15 protein-coding genes are annotated in these 16,591 nt (G+C 53.5%); 3 read left to right on the forward strand and 12 right to left on the reverse strand.

Annotated features, from left to right (window positions below):
* Positions 1–384: 384 nt before the first annotated feature.
* Positions 385–1,284, reverse strand: a complete 900-nt coding sequence (gene purU / locus SBI19_RS11795; protein ID WP_317968279.1) for a formyltetrahydrofolate deformylase — start codon at positions 1,282–1,284, stop codon at positions 385–387.
* Between the two features lie 56 nt (positions 1,285–1,340).
* Positions 1,341–2,468: a deoxyribonuclease IV gene (locus SBI19_RS11800; RefSeq protein ID WP_317968281.1), complete on the reverse strand. Its 1,128-nt coding sequence runs from the start codon at positions 2,466–2,468 to the stop codon at positions 1,341–1,343.
* 202 nt (positions 2,469–2,670) lie between these two features.
* On the opposite strand from SBI19_RS11800, the gene SBI19_RS11805 reads away from it, so the two are divergent.
* The 3 genes from SBI19_RS11805 to SBI19_RS11815 all read left to right on the forward strand — a co-directional run bounded on the left by SBI19_RS11805 (position 2,671) and on the right by SBI19_RS11815 (position 4,623).
* Positions 2,671–3,105 carry a DUF2621 family protein gene (locus SBI19_RS11805; protein WP_317968283.1) on the forward strand — a complete coding sequence of 145 codons (435 nt, stop codon included), beginning with the start codon at positions 2,671–2,673 and terminating at the stop codon, positions 3,103–3,105.
* 69 nt (positions 3,106–3,174) lie between these two features.
* Positions 3,175–3,654: a hypothetical protein gene (locus tag SBI19_RS11810; RefSeq protein ID WP_317968285.1), complete on the forward strand. Its 480-nt coding sequence runs from the start codon at positions 3,175–3,177 to the stop codon at positions 3,652–3,654.
* A 66-nt stretch (positions 3,655–3,720) separates the two neighbouring features.
* A complete protein-coding gene (locus SBI19_RS11815; RefSeq protein ID WP_317968287.1) occupies positions 3,721–4,623 on the forward strand; it encodes a TIGR01777 family oxidoreductase in 903 nt (300 codons plus the stop codon).
* A 97-nt stretch (positions 4,624–4,720) separates the two neighbouring features.
* On the opposite strand, the gene SBI19_RS11820 is transcribed toward SBI19_RS11815, so the two are convergent.
* From SBI19_RS11820 to SBI19_RS11865, 10 genes are all read right to left on the reverse strand, one after another.
* On the reverse strand, positions 4,721–6,409 hold the full coding sequence (locus SBI19_RS11820) for a DUF6382 and FHA domain-containing protein (protein ID WP_317968289.1): 1,689 nt from the start codon (positions 6,407–6,409) through the stop codon (positions 4,721–4,723).
* Between the two features lie 46 nt (positions 6,410–6,455).
* Positions 6,456–6,935: an A24 family peptidase gene (locus SBI19_RS11825; protein ID WP_317968291.1), complete on the reverse strand. Its 480-nt coding sequence runs from the start codon at positions 6,933–6,935 to the stop codon at positions 6,456–6,458.
* A 34-nt stretch (positions 6,936–6,969) separates the two neighbouring features.
* A complete protein-coding gene (locus tag SBI19_RS11830; RefSeq protein ID WP_317968293.1) occupies positions 6,970–8,016 on the reverse strand; it encodes a TadE family protein in 1,047 nt (348 codons plus the stop codon).
* Positions 7,982–10,300 carry a hypothetical protein gene (locus SBI19_RS11835; protein WP_317968295.1) on the reverse strand — a complete coding sequence of 773 codons (2,319 nt, stop codon included), beginning with the start codon at positions 10,298–10,300 and terminating at the stop codon, positions 7,982–7,984. Before SBI19_RS11835 ends, SBI19_RS11830 begins: the two co-directional genes overlap by 35 nt.
* A gap of 19 nt (positions 10,301–10,319) precedes the next feature.
* On the reverse strand, positions 10,320–11,027 hold the full coding sequence (locus SBI19_RS11840) for a TadE/TadG family type IV pilus assembly protein (protein WP_317968297.1): 708 nt from the start codon (positions 11,025–11,027) through the stop codon (positions 10,320–10,322).
* Between the two features lie 12 nt (positions 11,028–11,039).
* The gene (locus SBI19_RS11845) at positions 11,040–11,258 is read right to left on the reverse strand and encodes a Flp1 family type IVb pilin (protein WP_483312277.1); all 219 of its coding nucleotides are present in this window, start codon (positions 11,256–11,258) and stop codon (positions 11,040–11,042) included.
* A gap of 68 nt (positions 11,259–11,326) precedes the next feature.
* Positions 11,327–12,304, reverse strand: coding sequence for a type II secretion system F family protein (locus SBI19_RS11850; RefSeq protein WP_317968299.1), 978 nt, complete (start codon positions 12,302–12,304; stop codon positions 11,327–11,329).
* Positions 12,305–12,344: 40 nt separating this feature from the next.
* On the reverse strand, positions 12,345–13,211 hold the full coding sequence (locus SBI19_RS11855; RefSeq protein WP_317968302.1) for a type II secretion system F family protein: 867 nt from the start codon (positions 13,209–13,211) through the stop codon (positions 12,345–12,347).
* Positions 13,192–14,466, reverse strand: a complete 1,275-nt coding sequence (locus SBI19_RS11860) for a TadA family conjugal transfer-associated ATPase (protein WP_317968304.1) — start codon at positions 14,464–14,466, stop codon at positions 13,192–13,194. Before SBI19_RS11860 ends, SBI19_RS11855 begins: the two co-directional genes overlap by 20 nt.
* Positions 14,466–15,635, reverse strand: coding sequence for a P-loop NTPase family protein (locus SBI19_RS11865; RefSeq protein ID WP_317968306.1), 1,170 nt, complete (start codon positions 15,633–15,635; stop codon positions 14,466–14,468). Before SBI19_RS11865 ends, SBI19_RS11860 begins: the two co-directional genes overlap by 1 nt.
* Positions 15,636–16,591: the final 956 nt, after the last annotated feature.

Below are 16,591 nucleotides of genomic sequence, written 5' to 3' on the forward strand. Positions count from 1 at the left end.
CTCGCTCTCGGCCTTTTAAGTGGGGCTTTCCCACATGTATTCCCTTATCAGCGTTAGAGGAAATCTCCGTTCTCCGATCTAAGCAGGGTGAAGCCACTCTTACACGTGCAAAATCCTCGCTCTCGGCCTTTTAAGTGGGGGTTTCCCGCGTTTACGGTTTCCTCGACGTAAGAATACCGCTCCGTTTTCTGATTTAAGCGGGGTGAAGGCACTCCTACACTTTTGGAATCCTAGCACTTCGGTTTTTAAGTGGGGTATTCCCGCACTTATGCCCCCCACCGGTCAATCATTCAGCAGCGATGCAGCTTAACGCGTAAGAGGGCCATCCTGAAGTCATTGTAATAATGACGTTCAGGATAGCCCTCGTTCCCATCAGTTTGCTGTTTAGTTAAACACTACCGTCTTGTTCTGATGCACGAGGATCCGGTCCTCGATATGCCACTTCACACCGCGTGCAAGGACGACGCGTTCGATCGTTCGACCGATACGCTTCAGGTTATCGACATTGTCGCGATGGCTCACGCGCTGCACGTCCTGATCGATAATCGGACCACCGTCGAGCTCCTCCGTCACATAGTGTGCCGTTGCGCCGATGATCTTCACACCGCGCTGGTACGCCTGATGGTACGGCTTGCCCCCGACGAACGCCGGCAAGAACGAATGGTGGATATTGATGATACGATTCGGAAATTGCTCGATGAACTTCTGCGGAATGATCTGCATGTAGCGCGCGAGCACGATGAGATCGATTTTGTCCGCGACAAGTTCCATCTGTTTGCGTTCCGCTTCCGGCTTCGTATCTGGCGTAACTGGAATATGGTGATACGGAATGCCGAACCCTTCGACCAGGCCTCGCATATCGTTGTGGTTGCTCACGACCATCGCAATCTCTGCGTCCAAGTCGCCTGCCTGCCATTGCCAGAGCAGCTCGAGCAGACAGTGGTCTTCCTTCGATACGAAGATCGCGATCCGCTTCTTGCGGCTTGCACGGAACGTGTGCCATTTCATCTCGAAGCGGTCTGCCACCCGTGTGAAGTCCTCTTGAAGAATCGGAAGCTCGCGTTCCATATCGTTCAAATCAAATTCAAAGCGGATGAAGAACATGCCGCCTTCCGGATCCATCGTATATTGATCCGATTGTACAATGTTCGCGCCGTGTTCATGCAAGAAATGCGACACAGCTGCGACGATGCCCGGACGGTCCGGGCAAGAAATCAGCATCCGAGCACGCTTGCTTATGTCGCTGCGCTGCTGGGATTGCTGAGGTTGATAAGGTTGTTGCATAGCAAACCATTCATCCTCTCGCTCACACTTACTAATTCAATCTTGCAGGGAAGCTGTTACGCGTTAACGAGCGCCGCCTTGCCTGCGAACCAACCGATCAGACGGTGGTTGATATGCTCCTCGGACAGTTCCGGGAACACGTTGTGTTCCATAATTAGATCATACAGACGATCCATAGGCTCACGCGGATCAGCTTTCTTCGCCTTAGCGTCGTTCTTCAGCACATCCCATACGTTCAAAACGTAAGGACGAGCTTCGATCGACATGTCGGAGAAGAAACGCTGCAGACGTTCTACATCGTCGAAGTACGATGCGCCGAAACGTTCAGCCGCATCGCCGCGAAGCAACGCGATCTCCGCTTCATACATAGGACGCTCTTTCTTGTCGTCTTTGCCGATCCATGGCGTCTCCAGAATGAACGGACGGCCAGCAAGCGCTTCATGATGCACCACATTGCGAATGCCTTCGTATCCGATCCAGCCGGCGCCAACCGGAGCATGGCGGTCTTTGCCCGCGCCGCGCGGGTTCTTGCTGTCGTTCAAGTGGACTACTGCAATGCGATTCAAGCCGACGATGCGATCGAACTCGGCGAGCACGCCGTCCAGATCGTTAACGATATCGTAGCCAGCATCATGAATGTGGCAAGTGTCCATGCAGACCGTCAGACGCTCATTGTCACGCACTTTGTCGATGATCGCTGCGATCTCGTCGAAGCTGCGGCCAATCTCGGTCCCTTTGCCCGCCATCGTCTCGAGCGCGATGTTGACCTTCGTCTCCTTCGTGCCTTCGAGCACAAGGTTGAGACCGGCAGCAATCCGGTTGATGCCGTATTCCGCATCCTTGTCCGTATAAGCGCCAGGATGAAGCACGATATTGCTTACGCCGAGGTAGTCTGTACGGCGGATCTCCTCTTGAAGAAAGTTGACGGCGAGTTCGAACGTATCGTCCTTGTAAGAGCCAAGGTTTACGATGTACGGCGCATGCACGACGATCTCGTCGATGTTCGCCTTGCGCATTGCTTCGCGTCCTTCTTCAATATATAAAGTGTCAATCGGCTTGCGCCGGGTGTTTTGCGGTGCGCCTGTGTAGATCATGAATGAGCTGGAGCCGTAGGATACCGCTTCTTCAGCTGCCGTAAGCAGTCCTTTGTCAGAAAACGAAACGTGGGAGCCTATTTTCAACATTGAGGTTGTACGCCCCTTTCTTAAATATAAGACATATAAGTTACATACCTAATACGTAAGCTTATATTTCTCCGGAATGAAACGCACAGCGCCGTATAAAGAACGGCACAGCCGTTTCACCTTGAATCACCCCTTATTGTACAAGCAATATCGAAATAAATCTAGGAATACGGTATAATTCATCAAGAGGTGAATGCTAACCATGAATGGACAAAGCTGGTTCATGTATTTCATTATTTTTTGGGTCGTGGTCATGATCGGATTCATGTCGATCGGCGGCTTTATGATGTTCCGCAAATTTCTTAAAGTACTGCCTAAGCGAGACGGCAAATCGAAGCTCGATTGGCAAAATTATTGGGTCGACCGCAGCCGAGGCATGTGGAGCGACGATTCCAAATCGTTCTTAGAAGAACTCGTGTCGCCGGTGCCGAGTGCTTTCCGCGATATTGCACGTCATTCGATTGCTGCAAGAATCGCGCAGGTTGCCATTGAGAAGGGCGACTCGGAAGTATCGCGTGACCACTGCATTGAGGGCTATATTCGGGCAACGCCGAAGCGCGATTATCGAAGCCTCGTCAGCTTCCTGAATAAACGAGGAATCGACTATTCCGCCTTCACGCATCTGCTGAACAAGTAAGGCTTGCGATTAATCCGGGCCGCAGCAGGGTAATACATACAGAAACCGAACGGCCAGGAGGTATGTCAGATGAATGTTTTGAATCGTGAAAGAAAAAGCCGTACCGTGCGCACCGTGGCAGCATCCATTCTACTCGCAGCGCTTATGACGACTGCTGCATGCAGCGATAAATCCAAATCGCTCGATAGCGGCAGCACAATCGAAAGCTCCGCGAACGGAAGCGACTCGACAGGCGTCGTTGAGACGGGTACTGCAACAGAGGAAGATTCCAATTCGGAATCCGGCGATCAATCGACCCAGACTGGCGGCAGCGTAGATGATGCGGCTTCCGCTTCGAATAATGAAGTAAAACAAGCGACGGGCACCTATAACGGATTAGCAGACTCCCACTCCGCAGAGATTACGACGGAGGAAGGCGTATTCGTCTATCAATTGACGGAACAGTCGGAAGCGCAAGCATCCGCCATTCAGAGCAACGCAAAGGTAAAGATCGAATTTACCGAGAGCGACGGCACTCGTCAGTTGACGAAGATTGAAGCCGTTCAATAGTAAATGATCGTTATAAGCAAGCGATAGAGCAAAGATCATCCATCTTGTCGGGAGCGTGTTATGCGCATGCGAATTGCAGTTACAGGCGGGACCGGCTATATCGGGAATGCACTCGTCGACGCACTCGTTAATCGGGGCGATGAAGTTGTCATCATTACCCGCCGCGTGCCTTCGATAGATAAACAGCGACCTGATGCCGCATATGCCTCATGGGATGAGGCAGCTTCACCAGGTCAGATCGGACGCGTCGATGCCGTCGTTAATCTCGCAGGCGAATCCATCAACCAGCGGTGGACGGCAGCGAGCAAAGCGCGCATCGTTGAATCGCGTGTACGAGCAGCCGCCGGAACTGCAGCGCTCATTGCGGCGCAGCATGAGAAGCCCCGCGTTGTCGTACAAGCGTCAGGCATTTCCGTGTACGGCTCCTCCGAGACAGGCGTATTCGATGAAAGCAGTCATCCGCAGCCAAGCGCAGATGATTTTCTCGCACAAGTGGTGTTGAAATGGGAAGAAGCGGCCCAAGCGATCGATGCGGAGCGTGTCGTCAAGTTTCGGATCGGCGTCGTCATTGATGGCAAAGGCGGAGCATTCCCGCTTATGGCATTGCCGTACAAGCTGTTCGTCGGCGGACGAATTGGCAGCGGACGTCAGTGGCTTCCGTGGATTCATCTCGAGGACATGGTTAGGCTGATCTTGTTCAGCCTCGACACCGAAACGTTCTCCGGCGCTGTCAATGCTTGTGCGCCAGAAGCGGTTACGAACGATCAATTCGGCAGGGCTATCGGCCGCGCCTTCCGGCGCCCGCATTGGTTTCCGCTTCCTGCATTCGTATTCAAGACGGCCTTCGGCGAGATGTCGGCCCTGCTGTTGAAAGGCCAACGGGCAGTACCTCAGCGCGCATTGGATGCAGGGTTTACCTATCGATATCCAACAATAGATGAAGCGCTGCAAGCCATTGCACGACAATAGTCATTTCGCATGATACAGGAGCACCGTTGAATGATAGGCAGACTCACCAGCGCCTATTCATCCAACGGTGCTTTTTTCTACCTATCGACAACCTCTATCATCCTACCTGCCGAATCGTATAGACCGGGCCGGCATTCCCGGCAAGCTGCAGCGTGTCGCCATTGCACAGCATATAGCTTTTGTACGCGATCATCGGATTTCCGTTCAATGCGGTGCCGTTGCGCGATCCCATATCTTTCGCTGTAAAGCCCTCTTCAGAGCGGCCGAACTCGACATGGACACGAGAGATTCCAGGATGGTCGTCTGCAATATCTGCCTTCTCCGAGAATCGCCCGATGACGAACACAGCGTTCCCTGCATCCTCCCCTGGCAGCATGTATTGCTCCTGCTTTCCCTTCCATGCTCGCTCGACTACCCATCGCGGATATGGTGCTTTCATATTGTCAGCCATGCGATCAGAGACTCCAGACTGCTGCGCAGCGGCATTGCCGCCCATCCATACCGTTGCCGCAGCGGCAGAGGGTAACATGCTGGTTTCTGCACTTTGTTTCGGAACAAGCTCCTTATCCGATGCCCGCTTCTCTGCTGACGAAGCAGACTCCAATCGTTTCGGCTCGCTGTGTGCGTATCTTCGTTCCAACAGCTGAGAGTCCGGCCAATATTGAAGCTCTCCGGATTCGCTGGAATCGCCATTGCCAGCAGCGTCTGGCAGCTGCGTCTGCGACTCGCCTAATATATCATTCGCTCGTTGACGACGAAGCAGGATAAACAGCAAGGATACTAGGCACAGCGTTGCACCCGATGCAAGCATCAAACTGTCCGATGTCGGGTGATCCGCATAAGTATACCGCCACACGAGCGCGGTTCCGATTGCAGTTCCGCCGATCATTAACCATTTGTTACGGGATTGCTGCTCCGATGAAGTTGTTTGCTCATCTTCTGGTTCCAGCGTGCTTAGCTTTAATTGTGGCGTCTGCATACCGGAACCCGCTTGCTCATAGGAAGCCATCTGCGGCGTGAATGCGGTCCCCTCTTGCTCTTGCTCTCGCTCATATGTACGGCCTATTGCGTTTGAAAAGATAGCCGAGCTGGATACGCTCAAAGGTATTGCAGCAGCATTCGATGCCAGTTGTTCTCCTAATTTCTCTCTTCGTCCGCTGCCAACCATCGTCTGACTCAATGAGTGATTAACCGACGATTGCTGCTGTTCGTTGTTCTCCCCGCCAATCAACTGAAGCAGCGTTCGAATAAGTGCAGGCCTTACGCCGCGGCTGTCATTGACATGTTTGAGGATCGACTGAAGGCCCGCTCCATCCAATTGCTGAACATGCGCAGTTAGACGCATAACGAGTGGAATGAATGCTGTCAACTCATCGGCTGATTGCTCCTTGTTTCGAAACGGGACATACAAGAGCGACACATCGTCCCATCTCTCCCCTACGAAAATATACGTTTCATCCAGCATGCAGCATTCCGGTCTTAACAGATACGATTTGCAAGCGTCCAGCGCTTCCGTGATGGCGAGCAGGAACATATAAAATTGCTGCATCGTCATCGCTTGCAGCTGCAACTGGTGGGATAACATTCTTCGGCCCGCGATGCTGTATCGGAACGTCACACAGCCGTCGATCTCTATCCATTCAACTGGCAGCAGAAACGGCACCTGATTGCTGCGCAGCATTTGAAGCTCCATCGTATCGAGCTCTTCTCGCGCAATTGGCTGCTCGCGGTCGAGAATAAGCTCATGTCCTCGATTCATAGCGAAGTCCACACGGAACGGCCCCATTCATTCCCCTCTTTCCTACAATGATTGAATCTATTTCATTCTCATCTCAAAGCATATACCAGCATGTGATAGCAGCGGGTGCGACAGCTAACATGAACGGGAAACGCACAGGCCTGCGCCGCTGCTCGGGATCAACATCGGCGTAACCTTCACGGTTCAGCAGCCGCTCCGGCCATCCCCACATCCGGCAGGCTGCCATAAGCAGCAACCCGATTGCTCCTGCATACAGAATGGAGTAGAGCATCACATTCAATACCTGCTGTGTCCCAAGCCAAGCTCCTAATGCACCGAAAAGCTTTACATCCCCCGCTCCTATTCCCCTTGCCGCATACATCGCAAGCATCGGTGCAATTCCTGCGACTGCTCCAATCAATGATGCTAACAATCCTTCGCCGCCAGATGCGATTCCTCCATACAATAAGGCAATGACGAATGCCGCCGCACAAAGCATGTTCGGTATCCGCATGCTTCGAATGTCCGTCAGCAAAGCACATCCGATTAGAACCGCTGCTCCCCAATAAGCCAACTCCCCATCTATCCCTTCATTACAACGTGTCCCGCTAAGACTTTATTTTCTCAACGGCCAGCGTTCTGCCCGCTGAGGTACCGTCCGCCGCAGTTACATCCAGCCGCCACACGCCGGGCGTCGTATTGCCGGACACAAGCCACGTCCACTGCAAATAGCCATTCGCATCCGAGACTGCCGCACCTACATTCTTGGCCTGACTGTATCCGCTCTTATATCGAATCGACAGCTTCAGCTCCGTACTCGGATTCGTCCGAACGATAACCGTCGCTTTGCGCCCGGGATGAACCGGATCCGGGTTAACGGATACGATCTGAATGGAAATGCCATCGGCGCTAGCCTCATAATGTGCAGGTACCGGATCAGGCTGCCATGCCCGCTCCACAGCTCTCTCACGAAGCACGAAAGACTGATTGCTAATCGGGACGCGTATAGGAAACCGATACTCTGCTTCAATCTCCACGTATGCATTGCTACCGCCGGTCAATGAGGGAAGCACTGCATTATGAAGCGATAGATTATTAGGCTGCAGCACGGCTTGGTCCGCTAGATCACGGAGAACCGGCTGCAATACAGAACGTCCCGCTGTTGAGATCGCATAATCCTCGATCGTATCCCAATCGCCTCGCAATGCGGCTGATGAGAGCTTCCCCATTGGCTCCGGCAGCTTGGCCGCAGCATCCGCTGCAATCTCCCTCCAGCTGGACAGCTTCTCGGCTGCAGGTCCGGTCGATGGTTCAGGTGGCGAGCTGGTTGATGCCGATGATACTGCTTGTTCTATGGAGTCACTGGCTAATATAATAGGCTTCCAGTGCGTCGCAACCTGCTTCGCAAGCTGAACAGAAGAAGATTGCAGCGCCATCTGTACAGATGTTGTCCGAATAAGGATCACGATTGCGATGACGAACATAAGAAACAGCGGTACAACGATCGATGCCTCGAGCGCAATACTGCCTGCTTCTCGATCCCGATGAGACTCGTTCACTCTGTGTCGATCGCTATCTCCTGCTCGCACTTGCCGTACTCGTACATGATGCAGCACATGCTCAATACGCCGCACCAACCAACTTCGTCGTTGCATATCGATTGCCGACCACCTTTCCTTGCAGCAAACCGAACGTCCCCAGCACTTTCATGGCGCCAGGCAGAAACAGCAGCTTCATCGAGACGTCAGCCGAAGCAGACACAGCGGCAGGCGTGCGTGATAGATCGGTACCTGTATTCGTCTCAATCACGGCAGCAATGCGCGACAGTCGTTTGTCTCCGCCGCCATGCAGCAGCATGAATAGCCGCAAATAATCGGTATATCGAATATCCACATCAGCGTACTTGGACAGCTTCGTCGCGCCGCGCTGCATCAAATCCTTCATATCCGCTGCGGCATTACGGGCCGCATACAGCAGAGCTCCCGACAGCACGAGCAACGGATGCCCCAGCGACCGGCTCTCGATGAAGCCTTCCGCTAGCCGAATGGCGAACCGCAAGCCGAATATTTCGGCCATTGCCGCAGCTACGTTAGCCCCTGGCTTATCGAAACCGTAAAGGATATATTCCACTTCTTGATTGTTGAACGCCTTCGCATGTTCTATTGCCCTAGTACCCGAATTACTTGCTGAAGCAGCCTTCAACTGTGACTCGTATGACTGAAATCGATGAAAGACATACTCTCCCGTATAGAGCGTGTCTCGTGTACCGGTCATCATATCGGCTATTCCATTGAATAGTGCACCCATCATAGAAGCTGAACTTTCACGCTGCCCTTCAACTTCGTCCTCCCACTGCGCCGCTATCTCCGCCGCTTCGTCTACAGCCGTATTGAACAACCGATTCGCATCGTATCGAGCTTCCACCTGTTTGTATCGTTCACGCTCGTCATTCGTCATGCCATCTGTCGAGGCAGAAGACATTATGCTCTTCGTCTCCTGCATGATTTGTTTCGCCTCGGCTTCTTCTTGTTTGCGCTGAGCGTCAGCAGCATCCGCTGTGCGAATCAACTGCTCCCTCTGTGCAATCACGGTTGCAGGAGACACGTAATGCTGTGCGAATATGTGATACGCCTGCTGTATGCTTCCAGCCTCCGCCGATAGGGCCGCTGCATTCCCTCCGCCGCCTGTACCTGCTTGATTGGCACTCGCTGCGAACGTGTTGGCGGCAGCCAGAATAGCATTAAGTTCTGCTGCTTGCTGTTCAACCTCACCGCGAAATACGGTAAACCATCGATCCTCGTATACAAGCTGCTCCGTTGATTGTCTAATCTTCCGCAGCGCATCACTCTTGCCTGACGGGTCACTATCGCCAGTGTCTGATTGGTTTGAGACCTGGTCATAACCTGCGGCCGCAGATGTCTCCGCTTGCGTGACGGCTGTTCGAATTTCCCGATTATAGCCTTCCGCTTGCGTGATCTGAGCAAGTACCGATTGCTTCAAAGTTGGCAGCTCGGATTGTACATTCGCTATGCTTGTACGCAAGCTGTCAGCGAGCGTCCTCATACTGTTCAGATAATTATAAATTTGGTTCCATATGGACTGCCGCTGCCCTTCCATCGCAGTGATCGCGTCCCTTCGTGCTTGCTTCTCTTTTTTCGATAGATTCGTTGCAATAGCCAATTGATACTCTGCATTGGCAATGGACGCCGACAGACTATCATACGAGCGGTTCCAGCTCTCATAGGAAGAATAATTCGAAGCAAGCGAAGCCGCCTGATCTCCTGTCAATACGCCATCCGCAAGCTTTGCTATTTGTCGCATTCGTTCCAATGCTGCCAGCAGCAAACTCTGACGCTTGTCATATAACTTGCCTGTCTGCGCAAGCGCATCGGAAGTCGTGGACGATTCCTTCATCAGCTGCGACATCGATGTAAACCGAGAGCCAATATCGATCATGAAATCGACAGGCGCCTTAATTTTCATTTCCTCCAGAATCTGCCGATTGAGCACATCATATCTGCCCAGATAGGCCGCCGTTTCCACCGTAAAGCCATCAACGCTAGGAACGACCGGCCGATACCCTTGATCACCGCCATCATACTCGAGCGTCCCGCGCAAGCTCTGCTCAAATATCGTTTCGCCAGGCGTGCCTCCTCTTCCGAATAACCCGTATCGGTCATACAATGCAGCATCGTATGCAGACAACACAGAACGGGTTGCTGTGCGAACCGCGTGTTCCGTCAAAGTATGAAAAGAAGCAATTCGCGCATAGTCGATGAGCACCGTGCTTAGCAGCAGGATCATCGCCGTCACGACGATGAAGAACACGGTTACCGCTCCTTCGCTGCGCCGAAGCAGGTTTCTGCCGAGCAAGCGGATTTTACGTTGCGGCCTATGTAGTCTATGAGACCGATGTCCGTCTGCCTTAACCAGTTCCACGCAACCTCCTCCTTACCGATCAGCGCTTCGGCTGCGGCGACTTCTCCATCGTTCTCGCAAGCACGGCACTCGCTTCTTTCTTCTTATTCGTACTGCCGTTTCCGTTCGAACCCAGTTTGCTCGCATAGTAGCGAACGAGGTCTACTGTACGGATAAACTCCGCAGGGTCGACGATTATGGAAGATGCCTTGGAAGCCTGTTCGTAATGTTCATCAAAGCGACGGAGCACATTCGAATCCAGCGGCGTTCGGAGCGCAGTCTCGACGAAGCGGCTCGTCAGCTTCCTTGTATACCGATTTTCACCGAACAGCACGCCTTCCAGATGCTGTGTCGTCCTGCTAAGCTTCGTTTCGACTAGAGAACGGGTACCGTTAGCTGCCGAACCGCTCCCGCTAGAGGACGTATCGCCGCCGATAGGCGTCATCGCATCCGCTTCACCCGCCTCGCCAATGCCGAACAACGATTTCACGAGCTCATCGTCCTTCACCCGCCAGTACAACCCGTCATACTCTCCTTCTCCCGCAAGCCCCGTGCGGATATTGCGATAACTGTTGTCCCATAGGAAGGCCGTCTGCTCCGATGTAACAGAAGCGGCGCCATAGAGCACCGCTTTCTCATAGATGTAGCACACGAACAAAATAACGATAACGACGATCATAAGCAGAATCGGGAAGACAAGCGTTGCCTCCAGCGTGAAGCTGCCGGATTCGTTGCGAAGTAACTTCATAGGTCGCATGGATTAAGAGAATACTTTATCCGTCTCGGTATCCGCTTTGCCCATAAGCGATTCAATCATCTCGCTGATTTTATCCTTGAAGATCAGAACAACCGTTACAATAACAGCGATGATCAGAATGATCTCGACCGTTCCCAATCCTTCCTCCGACTTCAACAATCGTGCCGCCCGCGCATTCCATCTAGCGCCCAAGCTCATACCGAATTTACCTAGCTTTTTCATATTAGCAACCATCCCTCTTCATCATGATTTGTAATTCTCCACTCGAACGTAACAACTATATAAGCCCCCTATAACTGCATCACGAGCACTGCCGGCGCCCCTATCGCAATAAGCAGCAGGAAGAAGATGCCGACCATCGGAAATAACAGCTTAGACGATGCTTCCTCGCCGCGCATGCGTGCGGTCGCTTTGCGCTTCTCCCATAGCGAGAATGACAATTCGCGCAGCGACAGCGAGAATTGCTCACCTCCCTTCCGATAATGAAGCAGCATAACGGTCGCAAACATGGAAACCTCCTGCACAGCGCATCGTTTGCTGAATGCTTCGATCGCGCTTGCGAACGAAACGCCATTCTCCAGTGCATGCACCATTCGAAGCCACTCCTCCTGCAGAGGCATCTCCAGCCTCATCGTCTCGCGCTTACTGCGCTGAGACTGCAGCAGCCTAGCTTTCAATTCAAGCGACTGCGCATCTACGCATCTTGCAATGGCACTTTGAACCGTCTCTCCGGCACCGACGAGAAGCATGAGCTTGCTTAGCATATCAGGGAGCGCCATAATCATGTCCTGCCGCCTTCGTTCCAGCTGTATGGCTGGTTCCCGCAGCTTGGATACAGGCAGCAAGAGCCCAATCAAGGCGCCTAGGCCAAGCATCATATTCTCCTGAGCCATAGCTGCCAGCAGCGCAATCCCCGTCCATGACGCCCATCCCATTCCGATCATCTTGGCCGCATACCGCTCCGTCTCTGCATATTGCCAATCGCTGCCCCGCAGCACAACCAGCTTGCCGTGCAAATTCGCTAACGGAAGTTGAAGCCGCGCCAGCAGCCCTGTTCGTCGCGCCGCTTCCAGCGGTGCATAGATGAGCCAGCGATCCTGCTGCGTTAATGCACCTTTCGCATTGGACGCAGACGCAGCTCCCGCGGCTTCATTCGCGCTGAAGCCAGCTGTTCCTCGTTGTACAAGCTCCTTCTGCCGAACCAGCATGGCCGCGATACTCCATAACAACCCGCTGCATATCGTCAATAGAAGCGACCAATTAAGCATTACGATCCACTCTCCGCGTCCTTAATCTGTGAATGACAGACTACATCCGGATCGTCATAATTCGATTGATGATAACGCCGCAGCCTGCGAATCCTCCGAGCAACCCCGTTAGCAGCAAATAACCCATCGGCCGATTGTAGAGCGGCATCATATAATCAGCCGCCGCAAGATTAAGCCCTGCCACGAAAACAAATGGCGCGATCATAATGATGCGAGACTCGAACTTCTTCTGGGCCATCATGACGGCAATCTCCTGTTGGGTGTCCAGCTTCTCGCCAATGACCTGCGCCGTTCGCCGCATGACTTCAACCAGATCGCCGCCTGTCCGCTTGCATGTCGTGAAAACATCAACGAACTGAGTCAAATCCTCCAACTGCGCACGTTCCGCGAACTGCCGCAGCCCATTCTCAAGCGTATCGCCGTTCATCATCCGATACCGGATAACGGCGAATTCCCGAACGATATCCGCGGAGCCGCCAGGATAGAGCAGCTGCAAATCCGCCTCTGCAGCGACGAATGCATTCTCGACCGAACGGCCCGCTGCTAGCGAAGAGGTTACGCTGTATAAGGCCTCTTTGAATTGCATTTGCAGTCGTGCCCGTCGCTTGGCAAGCAGCGTATCCCGATAATAACGAGGCAGAACGACACCCGCAGCGGAGAGAAGGACAGCTGCGAGGAGCGATTGATAGAACTCATAGAACAACACGAATGTCAGACCGATCCCAACAACCATCGAGCCTGAGAACTGTCGGGACGATAACCTGTACACTGTATAATCCGTCATTCGCTGCTTGTCCTGATCCGTCTGCCAATGCCACCCCAGCCACATCGCTATGCTGTGAAAGGTAACCCGCTGCCCTTTATTGCTCTCTGTCTTCGACTGTTTCTTAACGTTGACCGCTGCCATAAGCCGCCTCTGCACCTCCTGAAGCGGCGCTGCCAGGCAGTGGACCCATGCCTGCCATCCGCCACTTATGATCGCGCTGCAGCGTCCTGCCTGTCGGCTCCAATCCTCCGATCACCATCCCATCTCGTTCGCCGCGCTCGACGAACTGATAAAGCGGCGACAGCTCGACTTCGCCATCCTTCATGCCGACCACTTCGCATATTTCCGTCATCTTGCGTGTCCGGTCCCGAAGCCGCGCCAGATGCACAATGATGTCGATGCCCGATGCAATCTGCTGACGGATGACAGGCAGCGGAAGCGCTGCGGCGCCAAGCGCCATCGTCTCCAGCCGTGACAGCATATCGCGGGCGCTGTTGGCATGGCCGGTACTCATGCTGCCGTCATGTCCCGTATTCATCGCCTGCAGCATATCGAGCGCTTCAGCGCCCCTTACCTCGCCGACAATAATCCGATTGGGCCGCATGCGAAGCGAAGCTCGGATGAGCTCACGAATCGAAATTTCACCTTTGCCTTCCGTAGTTGCGTTGCGCGTTTCGAGCGGAACCAGATTCGGAATGGTCCGAATCTGCAGCTCGGCCGAATCTTCTATAGTAATGACACGTTCGTCCGAGGGGATAAATCGAGACATGGCATTGAGCAACGTCGTCTTGCCGGAGCCGGTACCGCCGCTGACGAACACATTATATTTCGCTGCGACCAGCTTCTGCAGCAATGCCGCAGCTTCAGCAGGCAGCGCACCGAATCGAATGAGCGATTCAATGTCCAGCGGCTTGTCCGGGAATTTCCGAATCGTAAGAGACGGCCCGCACAGCGCGACTGGAGGCAATACGACATTCACACGCGAGCCGTCCTTCAAGCGGGCGTCTACAATCGGATTCGACTCGTTGACGTTCCGATTCACGCCAGCCACAATCGTTTGAATCATATCGTGCAGCCGCTCCTCGCTCTCGAACGAGGTCGGCCAGCGTGTAAGCTGACCCTTACGCTCGACGAAAATTTGCTCGTGACCGTTGATCATAATCTCGGTCACTTCCGGGTCGTCCACGAGCGGTTGCAGCACGTCGAGCCCGCGGAAGGAATGAAAGACGCGTCGGACTAGTGCCGCTTTGTCTGCTGCCGTCACCTGCTTGCCCGCACACCACTCGAATACAGCCTGCTCCGATACTTGACGAAGCGACTCGTCAGAGATCGCGCCATTCATATCGATTCTCCGTCTTACAGACTCCTTCAAGGCGAGTACAAGCTGTTCTGTCATCACAGCGCGCGCTCCTTCATGCCAAGGCCAGCTGCTGCGAGCACTCGTTCCGATGCGCCTCGCAGCCGCGAGGAGGGAAGCAGTCGACCGTTATCCCGCTTACGCCACGTCTCGATGAAAGGCAGTTCAATGACAGCAGCATGAGAATGCGCCCCGCGCCCCCGCATCGCTTGAGCAACAGGTTGCTGTGTCCCTTCAATCACTCTCTCGCTTCTTCGCACCGTGAGCATTCGCTGCTCAGCCTGCCGGAACGGTTCGCCCCATTTGTCGCGCGCGTATGCAAGAAACCGCTCCTTCTTGCGTTCCGAAGACTGCGAACCCTCCTCTACATAAATCAGCTGGCTGCAGCGTTCGAATACTGCCATATGAAGGTCACCCGCAACACCATCCAGATCGATCACAACGAGTTCATAAAGTCCGCTTCTTGCAATCGTATCAATCATCTGTTGAGCCAATGCCGCGCTAAGCGCAATCCGATCTTCCGGATTGCGGCATGGCTCGAAGTAATCGAAACGCAGAACAGCATCGGTAAGACACAAGCTAGGCAGACGTGAAGCCGCCTGCAACGGATCACTCTGCAGCATGTATAAGAGCTGTGCGAAACCATCCACCTCTCCGCCTTGCCCACCTTGACCCCCAAGCCACAGATCGGTTCCGTTCCAAATCTCCATGTTCAAATAAAAGGTGCGACAGCCGGTCAACGCTGCTTGATGCGCCAAATGAATGGCCAGCGTCGTCTTACCCGCTCCGCCAGCCGCCGAACAGACAACCGTAACATTAGCTCCGTCTCTAGGCTCAACGAGCCGCCTTGGCATCGACTGCTCAGCATAGATCGCATACAGCGCATGAAACAGCTGCGGAAGCGGCTGCAGCCGCTTCACGGCCTTCAATTCCGGTTCAATGGATTCACCAGGTCCTTCGCACAGCGCAGCCGTGGGGATTGCCGGCCACTCGCCGGAAGCTGCGAGCTCTGCGCGCATCGCTGCGTCCGCCGCAACCATGTCGGCAGGAAAGCCGCTGCGCAAATAATGACGGAGCGCTGCGCTGTTCGTGAACGCAGTCAGCTGCCATCTCTCCGCAAGCGGCGAATCTCTTACGAACTGCACGACACGGTGCACATACTGGGCATCCGTTGAAGCAAATACGAGTTGAATCGGTTGCTCGTTCATTACTGCCCCTTCCTCACGCAACGCACAAAAAAGCACCGCCAGACGACGCCTGCTAAGGCGTTATCTGACGGTGCTTCCGTCACGTTGCATAATGAAATATTTGCCATTAACTTATCATACTTGTGAAATGCTCGTCAACTGGAAAGATCGTAATCCGTAGGTTTCTGCAATAGGATACAAATCCAGCACGTATAAAAGCACAATACAATAACGTCGACGAGATAACACAAAAGTAAGAAAGGCTGCAAGAGCAGCAGCCTTCTCATTCCATTACTAGGAGTGAAGGATGCATCTGTTTTCTTATCCTTTAGCGGCGGGGAAAGCCGCAGCCTGCGTTTCCAGCTCTGCCTTCACTTTGTCTACGCCTGCTGCATTCATTTTGGAAACGAGCGTACCATTATCGCTGCATACGGGGTAAACCTATGAATTTCTTAGATTTCTGCAATTGTCGAGGTTGGCGAAGGCTAAGTGTCAGATTGCTTATCGGGCGAGCGTTAGAGGCGTGCTAAGTGGGGGGTTGCCACTCTTGTTGGTTCACGTACGGGGATTGATGAGGTTTAGATGGGGTTCAAACACACTTATCCTCGCATTCGGCGTATTGGCGAGCCTTGGAGGCGTGCTAAGTGGGGAGAGACCACTCCTATTGGTTCACGCACGGGGAATGGAAAGGTTTAGATGGGGTTCAAACACACTTATCCTCGCATTCGGCGTATTGGGTGAGCGTTTGAGGCGTGCTAAGTGGGGAGAGACCACTCCTATTGGTTCGTCCACGGGGATTGGGGAGGTTTAGGTGGGGTTCAAACACACTTATCCTCGCATTCGGCGTATTGGCAAGCGTTGGAGGCGTGTTAAGTGGGGGAATGCCACTCTTATTGGTTCACGCACGGGGATTGATGAGGTTTAGGTGGGGTTCAAACACACTTATCCTCACATTCGGCGTAATGGGTGAGCGTTAG

It is taken from the genome of Paenibacillus sp. CCS19, assembly GCF_033239625.1.
GTDB lineage: Bacteria > Bacillota > Bacilli > Paenibacillales > Paenibacillaceae > Paenibacillus_T.